This is a genomic window from Bacillus sp. BD59S, assembly GCF_007363175.1.
Taxonomy (GTDB): domain Bacteria; phylum Bacillota; class Bacilli; order Bacillales; family Bacillaceae_G; genus Bacillus_A; species Bacillus_A pacificus.
This window is the reverse complement of the sequence record NZ_CP034686.1, coordinates 2439208-2457233: the sequence shown is the minus strand read 5'-3', so window position 1 is coordinate 2457233 and position 18026 is coordinate 2439208. Positions and strand designations below refer to the sequence as shown.

The 18026-nt window shown below is 33.7% G+C and carries 18 protein-coding genes and 3 pseudogenes; 18 read left to right on the top strand and 3 right to left on the bottom strand.

The annotated features are described in order from the left end of the window. Nucleotides 1-108: 108 nt before the first annotated feature. From EKQ63_RS14680 to EKQ63_RS30265, 7 genes are all read left to right on the top strand, one after another. Nucleotides 109-879, top strand: a complete 771-nt coding sequence (locus EKQ63_RS14680) for a DeoR/GlpR family DNA-binding transcription regulator (protein ID WP_143881190.1) — start codon at nt 109-111, stop codon at nt 877-879. Nucleotides 880-891: 12 nt separating this feature from the next. Further along, nucleotides 892-1434: a GNAT family N-acetyltransferase gene (locus EKQ63_RS14675; RefSeq protein WP_087953491.1), complete on the top strand. Its 543-nt coding sequence runs from the start codon at nt 892-894 to the stop codon at nt 1432-1434. Nucleotides 1435-1460: 26 nt separating this feature from the next. Beyond that, nucleotides 1461-1799 carry an NIPSNAP family protein gene (locus tag EKQ63_RS14670; protein ID WP_087953492.1) on the top strand — a complete coding sequence of 113 codons (339 nt, stop codon included), beginning with the start codon at nt 1461-1463 and terminating at the stop codon, nt 1797-1799. 314 nt (nt 1800-2113) lie between these two features. Next, complete coding sequence (locus EKQ63_RS14665) at nt 2114-3964, top strand: sigma-54-dependent Fis family transcriptional regulator (RefSeq protein WP_087953494.1); 1851 nt, start codon at nt 2114-2116, stop codon at nt 3962-3964. Between the two features lie 112 nt (nt 3965-4076). Continuing rightward, the gene (locus EKQ63_RS14660; RefSeq protein WP_087953495.1) at nt 4077-4334 is read left to right on the top strand and encodes a DUF3977 family protein; all 258 of its coding nucleotides are present in this window, start codon (nt 4077-4079) and stop codon (nt 4332-4334) included. A gap of 718 nt (nt 4335-5052) precedes the next feature. Continuing rightward, nucleotides 5053-6150 carry an L-dopachrome tautomerase-related protein gene (locus EKQ63_RS14655; protein WP_143881189.1) on the top strand — a complete coding sequence of 366 codons (1098 nt, stop codon included), beginning with the start codon at nt 5053-5055 and terminating at the stop codon, nt 6148-6150. Between the two features lie 235 nt (nt 6151-6385). Beyond that, nucleotides 6386-7141: a hypothetical protein gene (locus tag EKQ63_RS30265; RefSeq protein WP_206766435.1), complete on the top strand. Its 756-nt coding sequence runs from the start codon at nt 6386-6388 to the stop codon at nt 7139-7141. Here EKQ63_RS30265 and EKQ63_RS14640 read toward each other — a convergent pair. Next, nucleotides 7070-7908: pseudogene (locus tag EKQ63_RS14640) on the bottom strand (hypothetical protein). The gene EKQ63_RS30265 and the pseudogene EKQ63_RS14640 overlap by 72 nt on opposite strands. Nucleotides 7909-8004: 96 nt before the next feature. On the opposite strand from EKQ63_RS14640, the pseudogene EKQ63_RS14630 reads away from it, so the two are divergent. After that, nucleotides 8005-8441: pseudogene (locus EKQ63_RS14630) on the top strand (NUDIX hydrolase). Nucleotides 8442-8476: 35 nt separating this feature from the next. On the opposite strand, the gene EKQ63_RS14625 reads toward EKQ63_RS14630, so the two are convergent. Next, the gene (locus tag EKQ63_RS14625) at nt 8477-9088 is read right to left on the bottom strand and encodes a TetR/AcrR family transcriptional regulator (protein ID WP_143881187.1); all 612 of its coding nucleotides are present in this window, start codon (nt 9086-9088) and stop codon (nt 8477-8479) included. A 159-nt stretch (nt 9089-9247) separates the two neighbouring features. Between EKQ63_RS14625 and kynU the strand changes: the two genes are divergently transcribed. From kynU to EKQ63_RS14600, 5 genes and pseudogenes are all read left to right on the top strand, one after another. Then, nucleotides 9248-10534 carry a kynureninase gene (gene kynU / locus EKQ63_RS14620; RefSeq protein WP_143881186.1) on the top strand — a complete coding sequence of 429 codons (1287 nt, stop codon included), beginning with the start codon at nt 9248-9250 and terminating at the stop codon, nt 10532-10534. Between the two features lie 2 nt (nt 10535-10536). Beyond that, nucleotides 10537-11166: an arylformamidase gene (gene kynB / locus EKQ63_RS14615; RefSeq protein ID WP_087953500.1), complete on the top strand. Its 630-nt coding sequence runs from the start codon at nt 10537-10539 to the stop codon at nt 11164-11166. Nucleotides 11167-11198: 32 nt separating this feature from the next. After that, nucleotides 11199-12038 (top strand): tryptophan 2,3-dioxygenase, encoded by an 840-nt coding sequence (kynA, locus tag EKQ63_RS14610; RefSeq protein WP_087953501.1) that lies wholly within the window; start codon nt 11199-11201, stop codon nt 12036-12038. Nucleotides 12039-12157: 119 nt separating this feature from the next. Then, the gene (locus tag EKQ63_RS14605) at nt 12158-13075 is read left to right on the top strand and encodes a serine hydrolase domain-containing protein (RefSeq protein ID WP_143881185.1); all 918 of its coding nucleotides are present in this window, start codon (nt 12158-12160) and stop codon (nt 13073-13075) included. A gap of 16 nt (nt 13076-13091) precedes the next feature. Further along, nucleotides 13092-13726, top strand: a pseudogene (locus tag EKQ63_RS14600) (Pr6Pr family membrane protein). A gap of 27 nt (nt 13727-13753) precedes the next feature. On the opposite strand, the gene EKQ63_RS14595 reads toward EKQ63_RS14600, so the two are convergent. Next, nucleotides 13754-14086, bottom strand: coding sequence for a DUF3889 domain-containing protein (locus EKQ63_RS14595; protein ID WP_087997272.1), 333 nt, complete (start codon nt 14084-14086; stop codon nt 13754-13756). Between the two features lie 145 nt (nt 14087-14231). Here EKQ63_RS14595 and sleB point away from each other — a divergent pair, with 145 nt between their 5' ends. The 5 genes from sleB to EKQ63_RS14570 all read left to right on the top strand — a co-directional run bounded on the left by sleB (nt 14232) and on the right by EKQ63_RS14570 (nt 17982). Next, nucleotides 14232-15011, top strand: coding sequence for a spore cortex-lytic enzyme (gene sleB / locus EKQ63_RS14590; RefSeq protein ID WP_087953505.1), 780 nt, complete (start codon nt 14232-14234; stop codon nt 15009-15011). Nucleotides 15012-15026: 15 nt separating this feature from the next. Next, nucleotides 15027-16367, top strand: a complete 1341-nt coding sequence (gene ypeB, locus EKQ63_RS14585) for a germination protein YpeB (RefSeq protein WP_087953506.1) — start codon at nt 15027-15029, stop codon at nt 16365-16367. A gap of 26 nt (nt 16368-16393) precedes the next feature. Beyond that, complete coding sequence (locus EKQ63_RS14580; RefSeq protein ID WP_087953507.1) at nt 16394-16990, top strand: YhcN/YlaJ family sporulation lipoprotein; 597 nt, start codon at nt 16394-16396, stop codon at nt 16988-16990. Nucleotides 16991-17102: 112 nt separating this feature from the next. Further along, nucleotides 17103-17459 (top strand): DUF3862 domain-containing protein, encoded by a 357-nt coding sequence (locus EKQ63_RS14575; RefSeq protein ID WP_087953508.1) that lies wholly within the window; start codon nt 17103-17105, stop codon nt 17457-17459. 25 nt (nt 17460-17484) lie between these two features. Then, entirely contained in the window at nt 17485-17982 is a 498-nt protein-coding gene (locus EKQ63_RS14570; protein ID WP_087953509.1) for a GNAT family N-acetyltransferase, read from the top strand. The last annotated feature ends 44 nt before the right edge of the window (nt 17983-18026 follow it).

Here is an 18026-nt window from a genome sequence, read left to right as displayed (position 1 = left end):
GAATAAAACGGAGTGAATAAGAATTGAAAATATTGTAAAACGGAAGAGACATGCATATAATTAAAATAAGGATGAGATTTCAGAATCTTCAATAACGGCGGTGGGCACATGTTTACTGAAGAGCGTAGAGAGAAAATTTTAGAGTTACTTAAGAAAGATGGAAGGGTAATCGCAAAGAATCTTGCGGAAAGTTTCGATATGTCTATCGATTCTATAAGAAGAGATTTGTCTATTATGGAGAAGGATGGCTTGTTAAAAAGAACACATGGAGGTGCAATTGAACTTGCTAGAGTAAGGAATTTAGCTGCTGAGCGATTTGAGCGTTATAGTAATGGTTCTGTATATGAAGACGCAATTGTAAAAATCGCAGCTTCTTATATACAAGAAGGAGATTCCGTTTTTATTGGTGGGACTTCTATTCATTATGCCATGTTAAAATATTTACCTGAAACATCATTTACAGTTGTTACAAATTCTATAGAAATTGCTAGTACGTTACGGGAATATAAGAACATTGATACGTACTTAATTGGTGGAAAGGTGAAACCATCAGGAAATATGACAGATACACTTGCCTCAGAATTGATAAGTAGATTCTCTATTGATCTGTATTTCTCTACAGGTGGTGGCATTTCATTGAATGGTATAAGTACTGCAACGCCTGAAGTTGCTTATTTTAGTAAAACAGTAAATAAGATTGCTAGACGAAATATTTGTTTAGCTCCTCATAATAAACTTGGAATAGACTACTTTATAAAAGGAGAATCACTGATTGAAATTGACCTTATAATAACAGATTCAGAGACTAGTAAAGAAACGATTCAACAATTTGAGAAACAAGGTAAAGAGATTGTAATAGCATCAATAGACTACTTTTAAAAGGAGCTTGAAATGATTATAAAAGGACAAAAATTCCACATAAATGGATTAGTTTATACAATTCGTTCGGCAACTGAAACAGATGCGGAACAGTTATCGGAAATTAGAGTTCAGATTGATGGAGAAACTGAAAATATGGATAGAGAAGCTGGGGAGGGATTTATAGATAAGACAGGGTTTCAAAAAATAATAAAAACAGATAGTGAAGAGACAAAGAATCTGTTTTTAGTTGCAGAAGTGCACAACCGAATCATTGGGTTTTCAAGATGCGAAGGGTCAAATTTGAAGAGATTATCTCATAAAGTAGAATTTGGCGTTTGTATTTTAAAAGAGTTTTGGGGATATAGAATAGGTAAAAGTCTATTGCAACAATCTATTCATTGGGCTGATGAAAATGAGATTAAAAAGATATCATTACAAGTATTAGAAACAAACGAAAAAGCCATTCTGCTTTATAAAAAATTTGGTTTTGAAGTAGAAGGTATTTTAAAAAATGATAAAAGGCTGTCGGATGGGAAGTATTATAATACGGTAGTAATGGGAAGGTGTATTTGAGGTGCTTATAAAAGAGGTGGAAATGTATGTTTTATAGAAGAAAGTACTATATAGTAAAGAATGAATTTATAGAAATATTTAATGAGCATTTTAATAAAACAAACTTACCAAATCAGTTAAAGCATGGATCTAGGCTAATAGGACGCTGGATGAAAGATAATAAGAATGGTACGACTGAAGTGTTTGCCATATGGGAATATGATAGTTATGAACAGTATAAAGAAATTGAATCAAAAATTAGAAGTGACGAGAAGCATACTAAAAAAATACATGAATGGTATGAAAAACATGGCGGGAAAGAATATGTTTTACAGGAGTATATAGTAGAGATGAAAAATGAAGAGTTAGTATGTACTATAAAGTGATAGAGAGGTGAGGGATAAGGGGAATGAAAACAAAATTATATTTTAGTGTAGCATCCACTATTTTATTTGCAATAGCCGTGATTATTTTCTGTATAAACGGTAATCCACAAAAGTGGTTTTGGTTATGTATTTTCTTTGCGTCCATTATACAAAACATAGTGCTATTAAAAAAGCACAAAGAAGCGCATTAAGATATTCAAATTATTAACATATTTGTGTCGTCTTTCTAGTTTTATTGAAAACGCTTTTATTCAGTTTTATAATAAAAGTATGTTTTTACAGATCTCCAAAATAATGAATAGGGAGATGATACAATGTTAGCTTCACCGTTTTACTTACATACATGGAAAAAGTTTGTTGATGAAGGGGTCCTTGATTCGAACCGTATAAACAAAAGAATTTCAGAGTCATGGCATCGATGTAAACAAGCAAATGTGAATCCTCATATGAATAAAGGTCAGAAAATTTTGTCTTCTCGTATTTTTCGAGAACAAAAGAAAAAGAGTGAAATTTTCCTTGATATAGCACTACCTCAAATACAAAATATGAGAAAAACCATTGATGAACTACAAATGATGGCATTATTAATCGATCCAGATGGTTATGTTCTATCCTTAAGTGGAAATCAACAAACGTTAAAGCGAGCAAAACATATTAATTTTATTGAAGGTGTAAAATGGACGGAAGCAGCTGTGGGGACAAACGCAATTGGAACAGCGCTAGAAATTGAAGAAGCTATTATGATAAGTGGTACTGAACATTACTCCGTGGCATCTCATAGCTGGAGTTGTGCAGCTGCTCCTATTCATAATGATGATGGGAAATTAATTGGTGTTCTAGATTTCTCCTGTCCAATTGAATTTTCGCATCCATATATGCTCGGTATGGTAACTTCAATTGCACATGCGATAGAACGTGAGTGTAGCATAAGAGTTCATCAAAATGAATTACACTTAATTCATCGTTTTATAGATGTCATTGATAGTGACGAACAAGTAGTTATTTGTAATCATCGTGATGTTATCGTTTCTGCAAGCAAGAGTGTTCGAGAACGAGTTTCTAATTGGTCACGAATGAAACTTGAAGATTTCATGCAAAATGGATTGAAACCTAAATTAGAAGTACCGGTATATAGTAATGATAGAATGATAGGGAAATGTATTTATGTAAAGGAAAATAAACAAGGAAATTTATTTTCAACTGCCTCACTTATAAACGGAATTACTTTCCCTGGAGTTATTGGGACAAGCAGTGCATTTCAACATACTTTAGAAGAAATTAAGCTTGTATCTCCAACTGACGCTAGTGTATATGTGTGCGGGGAAACAGGTGTAGGGAAAGAATATGTAGCGAGAGCGATTCATGAAAATAGTCCAAGAAAAGATGGTCCATTTATAGCTGTTAACTGCGGTTCATTACCGAAAGAATTAATGGAAAGTGAATTGTTCGGTTATGCTGAAGGAGCGTTTACAGGTGCACGGCGCCAAGGATATAAAGGGAAATTCGAACAAGCAGACGGAGGAACAATATTTTTAGATGAAATTGGTGAAGTGCCTCCAGAGATGCAAGTCGCATTATTGCGTGTTTTGCAAGAACGAACAGTAACCCCAATTGGCAGTTCAAAAGAGGTACCGGTAAATATTCGTATTATTACTGCGACACATAAAGATTTATTGCGATTAGTAGAAGAAGGGAAATTTCGTCAAGATTTATATTATCGGTTACATGTTTATCCGCTTTATGTTCCAACGTTAATAGAAAGAAAAGAGGATATTCCGTACTTCATAAAACATTTTTGTGAACAAAAGAATTGGAATGTTGTATTTCCAAAAAGTATTTGTAATCAATTTTATCAGCATACATGGCCCGGAAATATTCGAGAATTATTAAATGTATTAGAACGCATTTACATTTTATCGCAAGGACAGGAAATATGCGAAAAACAAATCCCTTTTTTATTACAAACAATGATGGGAAATCAACATCAACTTACATTGCAAGCAGAAAATAAAATAGAGAACACATTAAATTTCCGCGAAAGAATACAGCGTGACAGCATGATTGAAGCGCTAGAAAAGACGAATGGAAATGTTTCGTTAGCTGCAAAACTGTTAGATGTACCTCGAAGTACATTTTATAAACGAATGCAAAAATATAAGCTATAAAGTAGATTTTTGTAATCTACTTTTTCTTTGTGGGCTCATGTTCTGTCGGAATGTGCGCTTACCGGGGAAATAATAGAATAGTTAGAAAGTAATTTCCGAAAGGGGGACTAATGTGAAGTATATTGAAATTGGCTTCGGAAATAGGTGGTTCGTTCGAACAGAAACTGAAAATAAAGATGGAACTGAATTTGAAGAAAGAGGAATTATAAAACCTATTTATTTTGAGTCACTATACGTACGAATGTGGTTTCGGAAAACGTGTTTAATTTTTGATACGAAAGAAGGGTTTAAAAAGGTTAAGAAGAAGAGGGTTGAATATAAATTTATAGTTGGAATTGTAAGTAGACTGGATAAAGAAAAAATGGGCTAGCACGCGTAGTTATATTGACCAGGAAATTCTTTTGACTTATATCCAATTCATGAAAAGCAATTTTACTAAATATAAATTGTAAATAAAACCACTAAAAATTATTATCAAGACCTAAAAGCTAAAAATCCTAAAAAATAAAGGTGAGCGCATATTAGTCATGTATAATATGTACTCACCTTTATTTTCTTGTTCAAAGCACCCGTTAGTCACTCATGGTACATGGAATGAAGTGTGGTATTGATTTAAAATAAAGTTTGATAATTTATAAAAAAGATTAATAAAACCCTGTATTAATATAAGGTTTTTCTTTTCCCCCTTAAATTTCAGTTGTATCGTTCAATTAAAGGGCCAGATTGTTGAGGAAACAGGAATAATAAGAATACTCAAAAGATTGTTTGTGAAGTGTTACACTTAAACTAACGGGCAGATTAGCTGAAGTACATTTTTTCACAAATTTAAAGGGAGAAATTTCCCCATTTTTTATACCAGCTTAACGGTGATTCGGGAATATTGAACTTCGCTACATGCTAATTGAATTCTACTTCATCTGGAGACCTTTAAATTAAAATGTTTCCTTTCTTCTGACAGACTTATTAAATTTCGAAAACAATTAATTCAATCATCTTTTCGTATAGAAAAACTTATTAAGAAACATGCACTAGAAAAAATATAAATCATATATAGGAGATATCCCGTTTGAATGCTTGAGGAGGATATTATGAAACCTATGTTACCTAGTGAAAAATATTTCGGTAATTTAGAACTAGTTTATGCATTTTATGGGGCTATGCCTACAGGTGTTACTGTTTCAGAAACCGGTCGTATTTTCATTTGCTTTCCGAAATGGGGAGACGATGTTAAATTTACGGTGGCGGAAATTTTTGAGGATAAATTGCAGCCTTATCCTAATTTACAAACCAATTTGGTTAACCCCGAGAATATCCTCATGACTTTCATCAGTGTCCAAAGTGTAGTTGCTGATGGAAGGGGAACGCTTTGGATATTAGATACAGCGGCACCTAATTTTTCTGAACCTATTAAAGGGGGGGCAAAATTAGTCGCTGTTGATTTAGAAACCAATACAATAAGAAAAGTATATACCTTTACAGAAGATGTTGTCCTGCCTACAACTTATCTGAATGATGTCCGTTTTGATTTTCGTGTTGGAAAAGCAGGTTATGCCTATATAACGGATTCTTCTTCAAGAGGACCAGGAGCTATTATCGTCGTAGATTTATCAAATGGAAACGCGTTTAGACGGTTAAATGGAGCAAATTCAACTTCACCCGATCCCTATTTTTTACCGAAAGTAGAAGGTCAAATTTTAATGAATCGAAACAAAGACGGTTCAACTTCTCCATTTAGGTTGGCGTCTGATAGTCTTGCGATTTCTCCCGATGGAAAGATATTATTTTTTGCTCCACTAACCAGTCGGCATTTGTTCTCGATCTCAACAGAAGCCCTGAGAGACAGAACGATACCGGACATGAATTTACCTTATCATGTGGAGTATTGGGGAGAAAAAGGTGCGTCTGATGGAATGATTACCGATGCAAAGGGAACTGTTTATGCTGGAGATTATGAAAACAACAGTATCCGTAAGATATTGCCAAATGGCATAATGGAAACTATTGCACATGATCCGAGAATTTTGTGGCCGGATACTTTTTCAATTGGTCCGGATCAATATTTGTATGTCATTGTGAACCAATTACATCGACAGCCTAGATTTCATTATGGAAAAGACTTACGACAGAAACCTTATAGTTTACTTCGTATCAAAATTGATGAATTTCCTGCTCCGACCTTTTCATAATAAAAATAGTCAATTAATTGTTTTCATTGATAGAAAATGATCAAACTTTTTATAAAACCAAAACATAAACCTACTGGATAAGAATCCATTTTGATCAATCTTTTTCAAAATGGATTCTTTTTATTTACCATAGAATACGGGCTAACACGATATTTTTAATCAAACTTTATTTTAAAATTACGAAGAAACTCATGAATGTTTTAAAAAATATGGTTAAGTAGTAATACCCGAACTTATGAGTGAAATTAATGAAAAGTTAAAATGGGATGTTGTTAGTTATGTAGATCATAAGGAGTATGCTTTATGGCCACTACTAAAATGTTTTAAAAAGATAATTAAACAAGATTCACAAGAATGGAAAACGCGAGGTTTAGAACTGTATAAATTATCTAGTGTAGCAGATATAAAGGGGAGTAATAGAGCCTCGTACGATATACAAAAAGAAATTGCAACTGCTGCAGTAAAAAGTGGGATTAATGATATATGGCAAGTTAGACAACATGATGAAGAATTTCGTTTCTCTTTAAATTTAATATATAATCAATTATTTGATTTTGTGGAGATTGCTACTGATATTGAAGAGCTAATTTCTATTTGGATATTAAGTTGTGGGATATTATCTTGGTATCACAAAGAAGACCGAGCAGGATTAAAACATATTTATTTCAAATGTATAAATAAAGGTAAAGAAATAGGCGCTGAAGAAATTGAAAACCTATTAGCGGATTTATCACCAGAACAAGTAAAGATTGCTTTTTATCAAGAAAGTAAGGAATATGTAAAAATACAAAATCAAACTGATTATGATCAAAGAAGCAAATTAGAAGAAAGTGAATTAAAAGCAATTCTAAGTGAAATGAAAGAGGAGGAAATAATAGAGTTTTTAAAATTTGAAAAGAATTCATTGATGAGATGGACTTCAATTAATATTGCTTGGGATATTATTGAAAATCGTGGTGAGATTTCTAAGGACATTGCTGAAGAAATTTGAAGATTTTTCATTGAAAATCTCAATAGCTCTTTCACATATTTCTTGATTAATACAAAATCTTTCTGTTATCCAATAATTAAGTCCAGAAGATGTAAGGCTTTGTTCTATTTTCTTAACTTGGGAATATTGTTTTAAAACATTATTATTAATAGAAGTCGGAATGCCATCGATATAACCGAAAATCTGAATTTTCTTTAATACAGTAGATGTACGCCAATCGTTAGACCTTAAAATGAGTTCTTTCATACTTGATAAATGTATTGGCTCTGTATGTAAAATTTTTGCTGGACCTGGATTTCTAGTAATTTTTATCCTATTATTTGAGACTTTATAAGTGAAAGTTTCTCGTACATTACTTACTTGAAATGATTCATAAAGTGGATAAGCTTGGAATAAAGGTGCACAGTAACCAACATCAACATAGTAAGGCTGCTCTAAGTTAACCCGCAAGCATAAATGTCCGGGATTCATATACAAATAATAAACGTCAAAACCAAGGTTTGATAATAACCAATGAAATCCAATCGAGTGCACTCAACAAGTGCCGCCCAGACCTTTTGTTGTAATACGGCCTATATATGTCTCAACGGAAGGAAAATAATCCGCTGTTTCATTACCTTTTTCCAGTCAATTATTTTAGTAAGAGTTTCCCACTTTACTTTTTCTTGATGAGCTTTAATAAATTCATTTAAAAACTTTAAGCTAGTAGGTTGATTTGTAGTACCTAAAAATGATAGAAATTTATTTACTAGTTTTTCTTGAGACATTTTCTGATCCTTTCCATATAGAAATCACTTTTGGTATTATTATACAATAGATATCTGAAAATACAGGTATTTATTAATGGAGTGGGAGAGAATTATATGTCTATGTCGCTATATTATAAAAAATCTGGAAGAAATTAGGTCATGAACTAATTTTTATACCGAGTGTAGCTGCTGTTATTAAAAATGAGCAAGGGGAAATCTTATTTCAATATCCTGGCGGAGAATACTGGAGCTTGCTAGCTGGAGCAATTGAACCTGGAGAAACTTCAGAAAAATCGGTAGTTCGGGAAGTGTGGGAAGAAACGGGTTTGAAAGTGCAAGTAAAAAAACAAAAAGGGGTATTTGGAGGGGAAAGGTTCCGCCATATATATCCGAATGGCGATCAAGTAGAATATATTGTTGTTGTGTTTGAATGTGAAATTACTAGTGGAAAACTGAAATCGATAGATGGTGAATCTTTAAAACTACAATATTTCTCATTTTCTGAAAAGCCTACTTTAGCAATACCATACCCAGATAGTATATTTTTATAGATGTAAAATAACACACCTTACTTATTGAAGGTGTGTTATTTATATAACCCGGTCGTATACATCTCAGTTAATGTTTGCACAATTTCTTCTAAGTCGATCTTTTTATCATTTTGCACAATCGTCCAAAGAAACATCTCATTCATTGCGAACCAAGCACGTGCTACAATTTCTTTGTTTAATTCAGGATGCGCTAATTTACTTTCTTGAGAGTATGTAATATCTTGCGTAATACTGTTTATAAAGCGTTCCCGGATCTCGTCCCATTTTTGACGTATCTCTTTTGATAACCCGATCGCTTCTTCTACGACTTGTAAAATAGCCCGTTCTTTCTCTGCTAGTTGGAGGAATGCTCTCACTTGGTTTTGAATCATATTACGTGCTTCTTCTTTTGTTTGAGGAGAAAAAGAGCGCTCAGCAATGTCGTAAAATTGATTTATAACATCTTCCATTAAAACGATGAGGAGATCATCTTTGTTTTTAAAGTATACATATGCTGTTCCATAACCAGTTTCTGCATGTTTAATAATTTGTGTAATTGTTGTATTTTGAAATCCGTTATGTATAAAAGTCGTATAACCAGAGTGTAAAAGTTTTTTCTTTGTTTCTAAGGAGCGGTGTTTTCTTGCTGAAAGAGTAGTGTTTTTCAAAGAATCACCTCTTTATACTGAAATATCTGAAAATATAACTGTATTGTAAAAGAAATTCATATATAAAGTCAACTGACATAATATCATTGACGTTATATCAACTAAGGTGATATATTTCAATTAGTTAGAATAAAAAGAAAATTAAAAGAAGGTGACACCATGTATAAAGAACCATTCCAACCAACTTATGAGTATGCGCTTGAATGTGATAAACATGATGAACTGAAAGATTTTCAAACTGAATTTTATAAAAAAGAAGGAACTATATATTTAGATGGAAACTCATTAGGGCTACTTTCAAAAAGAGCAGAGAAATCGTTACTTACTTTGCTAGATTCATGGAAAGAGTATGGCATTGACGGCTGGACTGAGGGTGAGCATCCGTGGTTTTTTCTTTCGGAGAAATTAGGTGAATTGACAGCATCCCTTATTGGAGCTTTACCGGAAGAAACGATTGTAACCGGTTCCACGACGACGAATATTCATCAAGTAATCGCAACTTTCTATGAACCGAAAGGAATACGTACAAAAATTCTTGCTGATGAATTAACATTCCCGTCTGATATATATGCACTTCAAAGTCAAATTCGTTTAAAAGGCTTAGATCCAGATGAGCATTTAGTACGAGTAAAGAGCCGAGATGGTAGAACACTTTCTGAAGATGATATTATTCATGCAATGACAGATGATATCGCGTTAATTTTATTACCTTCTGTACTATATAGAAGTGGCCAAATACTTGATATGAAACGTTTAACAGCGGAAGCACATAAGCGTGGTATTCATATCGGGTTCGATTTATGTCACTCAATCGGTTCTATTCCGCATCATTTCAAAGAATGGGATGTTGATTTTGCTATTTGGTGTAATTACAAATACTTAAACGCAGGACCTGGTGGTGTTGCCGGCCTTTATGTAAATAAAAAACATTTTAATAGACTTCCGGGCTTGTCTGGCTGGTTTAGTTCTAGAAAAGATAAGCAGTTTGATATGGAACATACATTAACAGCTGCTGATCATGCAGGTGCGTATCAAATTGGTACCCCTCACGTATTAAGTACAGCGCCGTTAATCGGTTCTCTTGAAATTTTTAAAGATGCTGGTATAGAACGTTTACGTGAAAAATCCCTACATATTACAAGATACATGCTTAATTTAATTGATCATGAATTAAAAGATTTTGGATTTACAATTGGAAATCCATTAGAGGATGAAAAACGAGGCGGGCATATTTATTTAGAGCATGCAGAAGCAGCACGTATATGTAAAGCGTTAAAAGCAAATGGAGTTATCCCTGATTTTCGTGCACCTAATGGAGTAAGACTTGCTCCAGTCGCTTTATATAACACATACGAAGAAGTGTGGAAATCTGTACAAATATTAAAGAAAATCATGAAAGATGAAGAGTATAAGCAGTTTGAAAATAAGAGAGAGGTTGTGGCATAAGTATGAAAACTTCAGAGTGGATTGATATTTCACAACCGCTAAATAATGATATTGCTACTTGGCCAGGGGATACACCGTTCTCGTATGAAGTATCATGGTCAAAAGAAGAGAGTGGCTCAGTAAATGTCGGAAAGTTAACGATGAGTATTCATACAGGTACTCATATTGATGCACCTTTTCATTTTGATAATGATGGAAAAAAAGTAATAGATTTAGATATTCAAGTTTATGTCGGACCTACGCGAATCATTGATGTTTCTAATCTTGAAAGCATCGGGAAAAAGGAATTAGAAAACTTTCATTTAGAAGGAGTAGAACGCTTGTTGTTACGCACATCTTCACATGGTAAAGCGAATGAATTCCCAGATGTAATCCCGCATTTACGTGCGGATATAGCACCGTTTCTTTCAGAGAAAGGTATACGTTTAATCGGGGTAGATGTACCGTCAGTTGATCCGTTAGATGATAAAGAATTAGCAGCGCATCATCAATTGTTTAAACATGGAATACACATTTTAGAAAATGTCGTACTAGATCACGTAACAGATGGTGATTATGAATTAATCGCATTACCTCTTGCCTTAACAGAAGCAGATGGAAGTCCAGTTCGAGCAGTTATTAGACCAATATAAGTAGAAATATATAAAAGGGGCGTTTGGCTAATATGAAAGAAAATGAAAAGGTAATTATGGAAAAAGGGATTCATACGGACTTTAAAGAGAATATGACGTACGGGGAATATTTACAATTAGATAGTTTACTATCTTCTCAAAAGAGATTATCAGACCACCATGATGAAATGTTGTTCATCGTTATTCACCAAGCAAGTGAACTTTGGATGAAGCTCATTTTACATGAGCTAAATGCGGCGATTGAATCTATTAAAAAAGATAAATTACAACCTGCTTTTAAAATGTTAGCACGTGTATCAAAAATTCAGTCTCAAATTATTCAATCTTGGGATATTCTTGCGACATTAACACCATCTGAGTACATTGAGTTTCGTGACTCGCTCGGTCAAGCTTCAGGTTTTCAATCGTATCAATATCGTATGATTGAGTATGCGCTTGGTTATAAAACGCCACATGCATTAAAAATTTATGAAAAAGATCCAGAATTACATGCTCGACTTCATACGGCGCTACATGCACCAAGTTTGTATGATGTCGCAATTCAAGCACTTGTAAAAGAAGGATTCCCTATTCATAAAGATGTGTTAAATCGTGATATTACGCAGCCTTATGAAGAAGATGCAACTGTGGAAGCAGCTTGGATAGAAGTGTATGCGGACGTGAAGAAATATTGGAATTTATATCAGCTTGCTGAAAAATTGATTGATATTGAAGACTGGCTACAACAATGGCGTTTCCGTCATATGAAAACAGTAGAAAGAATTATTGGACATAAAATGGGTACAGGTGGATCCTCGGGTGTTTCTTATTTAAAACGAGTACTTGATCAACAATTCTTCCCAGAGCTTTGGAATGTTCGTACGAAATTATAAAAATAAACCTGTCAGTTCATTATGGCTGACAGGTTTATTTTTATTTGAGCACAATTATGTTTAAAATGAAGGAACAAGATATAATAAATGGAGTAACTATTTAAATGGAGGTAAAGTTTTTGGATTTCAAGCAACTAGAAAGTAAATTCGAAAAGAAAAAAGTGAATACATTTCTTGTTTATCAAAAAGGAGAATTAACAACTGAGTATTATAAAACACCCGAATGTGCAAATAACTTATATAAAATAAATTCGATTACAAAAAGTATCGTATCTTTATTAATTGGTATTGCAATTGATAAGGGCTATATAAATGATATACATACACCAATTACAGAGTGGATTGAAAAAGTACCTGGGGAAAAACATGCTTTAACACTATATCACTTATTAACAATGACTACTGGTGAGGATTGGAAAGAGTTCGGAAATGGAGTAGTGTTCCCAAATGATTTTGTAGAATCGGATAACTGGGTGCAGTACATATTAGAAAAACCAATAATTGAAGAACCGGCTACAAAAATGAATTATAACTCTGGTTCTTCGCATTTACTTAGTTACATTATCCAAAAAGCTACTGGAATGCCGACAGAGCAGTTTGCGAAAAGATATGTATTTGATCCATTAGAAATTACCGAATATGAGTGGCAACAAGATCCGCAAGGAATACATGTCGGCGGCTTCGGAATGAAAATGAAGTCTAAAGATTTATTAAAGTTAGGAATATTATGTTTACAGAATGGGTATTGGCAGGGGAATGAAATTGTATCATCGAAATGGTTAGAAGAATCAAGTGCGGCTCTATTTGAAACGTATGAACATGTCGGGGTATATGGATATCACTGGTGGGTATTGAATAACGAAAGATTTCACATACCGTATTGTATATACTTTGCTATGGGATATGGAGGGCAATACATCTTTATCATTCCGCAGTTAGAGGTAGTTGCTGTAATAAGTAGTCATATGCCTAAACGTGGGCTCGTTCCATTAAAGTTATTTATCGAGCATGTACAGGAGAATTATAAGTTTGTATAAGAAGAGGAGGGACTGTATGGGAGATGGAAAAACATTATCTTTATTTAGACTATGTTTAAGCCTTCTAGCATTTAGTGCAATCATTACGCAATTTATAATACGGCACAAGTGAAACCGTTCAATCCAGTTAACTTTTTTAGTTTCTTCACTATCGAAAGTAACATTTTAGTTGCATGTATTCTCCTTTTAAGTAGTATCGGAATAGCTACATTTGGTCAATCAGAACAGTTTGGTATACTTCGTGGTGCAGCAACGGTATACATTCTTACGACTGGACTCATTTATTTTTTATTATTAAGAGGGTTAGAAGAATCACTTCAAACCGCAATACCATGGGTAAATACGGTGTTACATTATATCATGCCAATTGCCATGCTTTTAGATTGGATTTTAAATTCACCAAATAAGAAAATCACTTGGAAACAAGCTTCAAGTTGGCTCTTATTCCCGTTTTTTTACGTTTTATATAGCTTAATTCGTGGTCCAATCGTGAATTGGTATCCTTATCCATTTTTAGATCCGAGAATAGGTGGATATGGTAGAGTACTTTTATACAGTATAGGGATAGCAGTTGTAATTGGCGCTATTTGTATATTGGTAAGATTTTTAGGAAATCGAAATTTTAGAAATGAAAGAAACCCGGCTGTTTAAATTCATAACAGCCGGGTTTCTTTCATTTTATCTACTCGTTTTCTGAAACGATATTTTAATAAATTTCTCCGTCTTCGTTTCAAATTCTACATCAATAAAAACACCATATTCTTTTCCGTCTTCACGTAGCCACAATTTAAATTTTTCAACTGTTATTTGAACGGTTTTTGGTTTTCTACCTATATGAAGGTAATCAATAATCTCCGCTTTTGGGTACTGTTCTTTCGTTTTCTCTACAGCAAGCTTACCCCATTTGGCATACGGCGGCTGTGCATGAACAATTGATGAGCCTGTATATACATTTGAACATGTTGTTAGGAACAGAAGGACGAGTGCGACACTCTTAAAAAAATTCTTCATGATGAACTCCTTTTATCCTTTTTTTATATTGTTTACATATTCTTTCTACGATATTAGTTTGGATTTTTTTGTCTTCTTTACATAAAAGCGAGGCTTTTACAAAACATAACCAAGAAATCATTTCCGTAATTAAGGAGGGAAAATTATGCGCCAAAAAGCTATTTTTAAAATAGCAGTTTTGCTTGCGTTCATAGGACTGTCTTTCATGGTCAGTAGTATACAACTAAAAAATGTAGAAGCCTTTTCTAATCAAGTCATTCAAAGGGGAGCATCTGGTGAAGATGTCATTGAACTGCAATCTCGTTTGAAATATAACGGATTTTATACGGGAAAAGTAGATGGTGTTTTTGGATGGGGTACATACTGGGCACTTCGGAATTTTCAAGAGAAATTTGGTTTACCGGTTGATGGTTTAGCTGGAGCTAAAACGAAGCAAATGCTCGTGAAGGCAACGAAGTATGATAGGTCAACTGCTAATAAAGGAACGACAACGAATAAAGGAAATAGTGGTGGTACAGCACAAGAAAATAAACCACCTCAAAATAAAGGGACAAATGTTCCAAATGGTTATTCCCAAAATGACATTCAGCTTATGGCAAACGCAGTATATGGAGAATCTCGTGGTGAGCCGTACTTAGGACAAGTTGCAGTCGCTGCGGTTATTTTGAATCGTGTTACAAGCGCTTCGTTCCCTAATACAGTTTCAGGTGTAATCTTTGAGCCAAGAGCATTTACAGCGGTAGCAGACGGACAAATATATTTAACGCCAAATGAAACAGCGAAAAAAGCTGTATTAGATGCAATAAATGGATGGGATCCAACAGGAAACGCATTGTATTATTTCAATCCAGATACTGCAACAAGTAAATGGATTTGGACTCGTCCACAAATTAAAAAGATCGGGAAACATATTTTCTGTAAATAGAGCGGAGGTGGAACTATGTTACGAGGTATTATAATCGTATTATTAACAGTTGGTGTAGTTGGGACAGGATACTGGGGCTATAAAGAGCATCAAGAGAAGAATGCAGTATTAATTCGGGCAGAAAATAGCTATCAACGTGCATTTCACGATTTAGCGTACGAGGTAGATTTATTGCACGATAAAATTGGAACAACGCTTGCGATGAATTCACGTCAATCTTTATCACCTGCATTAGCAGATGTATGGAGATTAACATCTGAAGCTCGTTCAGATGTAGGGCAACTTCCTTTAACATTAATGCCTTTTAATAAAACGGAAGAATTTTTAGCGAATATCGGTGATTTTAGTTACCGTGCAGCTATTCGTGATTTAGAAAAAGAGCCGTTAAATGATCAAGAATACAAAACGTTACAAACTTTATATTCTAATGCAGGAAATATACAAGATGAACTAAGAAAAGTGCAACATCTTGTTTTGAAAAACAATTTACGCTGGATGGATGTTGAGATGGCGCTCGCATCAAATCGTGATCCTGCAGACAATACAATTATTGACGGATTAAAGACAGTAGAAAAAAATGTAACATCGTATTCATCTACAAATTTCGGACCTACCTTTACAAGTGCACAAAAAAATAAAAAAGGTGGATTTGAAGCAGAAGGAAAAGCAATTTCAAAAGATGAAGCGGCGAAAATTGCAAAATCGTTTTTAAATTTAAAAGGAAATGAAAAAGTAGAAGTCGAGAAAAGCGGAAAAGGTGCGAAAGAATCTTTCTATAGTGTAAAAATTAAAGATGAGGCAACGAATAATGAGTTTTATATGGATATTACCGGAAAAGGCGGATATCCAATTTGGGTTATGAATAATCGAGAAATTAAAGAACAGAAAATTAGTTTAAACGATGCAGGAAGTAAAGGTTTGAAATTCTTAAAGGACCATAAGTTTCATAATATGGAGCTTTATGATAGCTCACAATATGATAATGTTGGTGTATTTACGTATGTAGTAAATGAGAATGGTGTACGAATTTATCCAGAGGCAATTCAAATGAAGATTGCATTAGATGATGGTTCTATCGTTGGATTCTCCGCAAAAGAATATTTAGCATCACATCAAAAACGAACAGTTCCATCAGCAAAGCTAACTGCAGCAGAAGCAAGAAAGAAAATTAATCCAGATGTTAAAGTTATGGAAGAGCGTAAAGCTGTCGTAGTAAATGATTTGCATAATGAAGTACTTTGCTATGAATTTGTAGGTACTTTAGGGAAAGATACGTACCAAATTTTCATTAATGCAAATAGCGGAGCAGAAGAAAAAGTGAAGAAAATGCAAGCTGTTGAAAAAATTTATGATTAAACTTGAATGGTAAAGTGGTGAGAATAATGAAGATTTTAATATATATGTTGATGGTTTGTTTATTAATAACTGGATGCAGTATTGGAAAAAAGGATAATCCAAACGAAAAGCCTGAGCAAAAAAATGTTTCAATGAAAAATGTTAATTATACAAATAAGTCAAATAAGCCAAATGAAAAAGCAGCGGACCATTTAGCATCTTTAGCGGCAAGTGTGCCAGGTGTAAATGATGCGACAGCGGTAGTAGTTGGGAAATATGCTATCGTAGGAATTGATGTAAAAGCGAAACTTGATCGAACTCGCGTTGAGTCCATTAAATACTCTGTTGCAGAAAGTTTAAAAAACGATCCTGATGGTGCTAATGCAGTCGTTGTAGCAGATGTTGATACGTACGAACGACTGAAACAAATTGGAAAACAAATTAAAAAAGGAAAAACAGGTGAAGGTATACTGGATGAGTTAGCAGCAATTGTTGGCCGAGTAATGCCACAAGTTCCAAATGATATGATTGAAAATAAAGAAACGAATCCAATTAAAGATAATGATAAACAATTACCAAAAGATGAGGAACAAGAACTGAGAAAAGAACAGGATGACCAATCTAATAAGCATTTGAATAAATAGAGTTAACCTTAACCCTGTACTAAATTGTGCAGGGTTTTTCATTACAATATTAAATATTCAGTTTATTTTTAAGGGAATATATGGTTTAATTATTATGGGAGGGACAACTGTTATGATGAAAAAAAGCACAATAATATTATGTAGTTTATGCTTAGGTTTCAGTATGACAGCGTGTGAACAGAAGAAAGAAGTAAAAAAGCAAACAGCGACTTCTTCTACTGTGATGAAAAATCAGAAGAAAGAATCTATTAACATAAATCATTTTTCAAATATAAATGAAGGAATGACTTATAAAGAAGTGAAAGATTTAATTGGTTTTGAAGGGGATTTACTCATAGAAGAAGGCGTAGAACATTCTACACAAATTAAACAAATTTTTGCTTGGAAAGGAAGCAATCCAACTGCATTAGTTGAAATTACCTTTTTAGATGGAAAAGTGCATTCTAAAGCGCAGCAAGGCTTAAGTTAATAAGTTGAAAATGGGAGAGTTTATCATGAACATACATACAGGGGAAATTCAATTAGTTCCGTATAAAGAGGAATATAAAGAAGTTATACAAACATTTACTTTACCAAGTGAACAAGTTCAATTTACATCGGACCCAACCGAATTATTGAAAAAAGCAAAAAATGATTGTACAAAAAATGTGATTGTTATTTTAGATTACAATGGGGTACCTGTTGGTCTTTTTGCATTGCAAACAGGAGATAGAGTGCAGGAGTTCACAGGAAATGAGAACGCTTTACTTTTAACTTCATTTTCTATAAACCACAATAGACAAAGAAAGGGATATGCCAAAAAGTCATTGGCACTACTACAAGAGTTTGTACAACGTTATTTTCCGATGAAAAATGAAGTTGTACTTGCTGTGAATGAAAAAAATATTCCTGCACAACATTTATATGAAAAAGTTGGCTTCCAAGATAAAGGTTTTAGAAGAATGGGACCAATTGGTCAACAAATCATAATGCATTTACCTATCATAAAATAATGAAAAGAAAAACTTACTCCTTGCGTCACAAAGTAGTAAGTTTT

Excerpts from the sequence above, each read along its gene's own strand:
- EKQ63_RS14680 (WP_143881190.1), top strand. The coding sequence starts at position 109 with ATGTTTACTGAAGAGCGTAGAGAGAAAATTTTAGAGTTACTTAAGAAA.
- EKQ63_RS14675 (WP_087953491.1), top strand. The coding sequence starts at position 892 with ATGATTATAAAAGGACAAAAATTCCACATAAATGGATTAGTTTATACA.
- EKQ63_RS14670 (WP_087953492.1), top strand. The coding sequence starts at position 1,461 with ATGTTTTATAGAAGAAAGTACTATATAGTAAAGAATGAATTTATAGAA.
- EKQ63_RS14665 (WP_087953494.1), top strand. The coding sequence starts at position 2,114 with ATGTTAGCTTCACCGTTTTACTTACATACATGGAAAAAGTTTGTTGAT.
- EKQ63_RS14655 (WP_143881189.1), top strand. The coding sequence starts at position 5,053 with ATGAAACCTATGTTACCTAGTGAAAAATATTTCGGTAATTTAGAACTA.
- EKQ63_RS30265 (WP_206766435.1), top strand. The coding sequence starts at position 6,386 with ATGAGTGAAATTAATGAAAAGTTAAAATGGGATGTTGTTAGTTATGTA.
- kynU (WP_143881186.1), top strand. The coding sequence starts at position 9,248 with ATGTATAAAGAACCATTCCAACCAACTTATGAGTATGCGCTTGAATGT.
- kynB (WP_087953500.1), top strand. The coding sequence starts at position 10,537 with ATGAAAACTTCAGAGTGGATTGATATTTCACAACCGCTAAATAATGAT.
- kynA (WP_087953501.1), top strand. The coding sequence starts at position 11,199 with ATGAAAGAAAATGAAAAGGTAATTATGGAAAAAGGGATTCATACGGAC.
- EKQ63_RS14595 (WP_087997272.1), bottom strand. The coding sequence starts at position 14,086 with ATGAAGAATTTTTTTAAGAGTGTCGCACTCGTCCTTCTGTTCCTAACA.
- sleB (WP_087953505.1), top strand. The coding sequence starts at position 14,232 with ATGCGCCAAAAAGCTATTTTTAAAATAGCAGTTTTGCTTGCGTTCATA.
- ypeB (WP_087953506.1), top strand. The coding sequence starts at position 15,027 with ATGTTACGAGGTATTATAATCGTATTATTAACAGTTGGTGTAGTTGGG.
- EKQ63_RS14580 (WP_087953507.1), top strand. The coding sequence starts at position 16,394 with ATGAAGATTTTAATATATATGTTGATGGTTTGTTTATTAATAACTGGA.
- EKQ63_RS14575 (WP_087953508.1), top strand. The coding sequence starts at position 17,103 with ATGATGAAAAAAAGCACAATAATATTATGTAGTTTATGCTTAGGTTTC.
- EKQ63_RS14570 (WP_087953509.1), top strand. The coding sequence starts at position 17,485 with ATGAACATACATACAGGGGAAATTCAATTAGTTCCGTATAAAGAGGAA.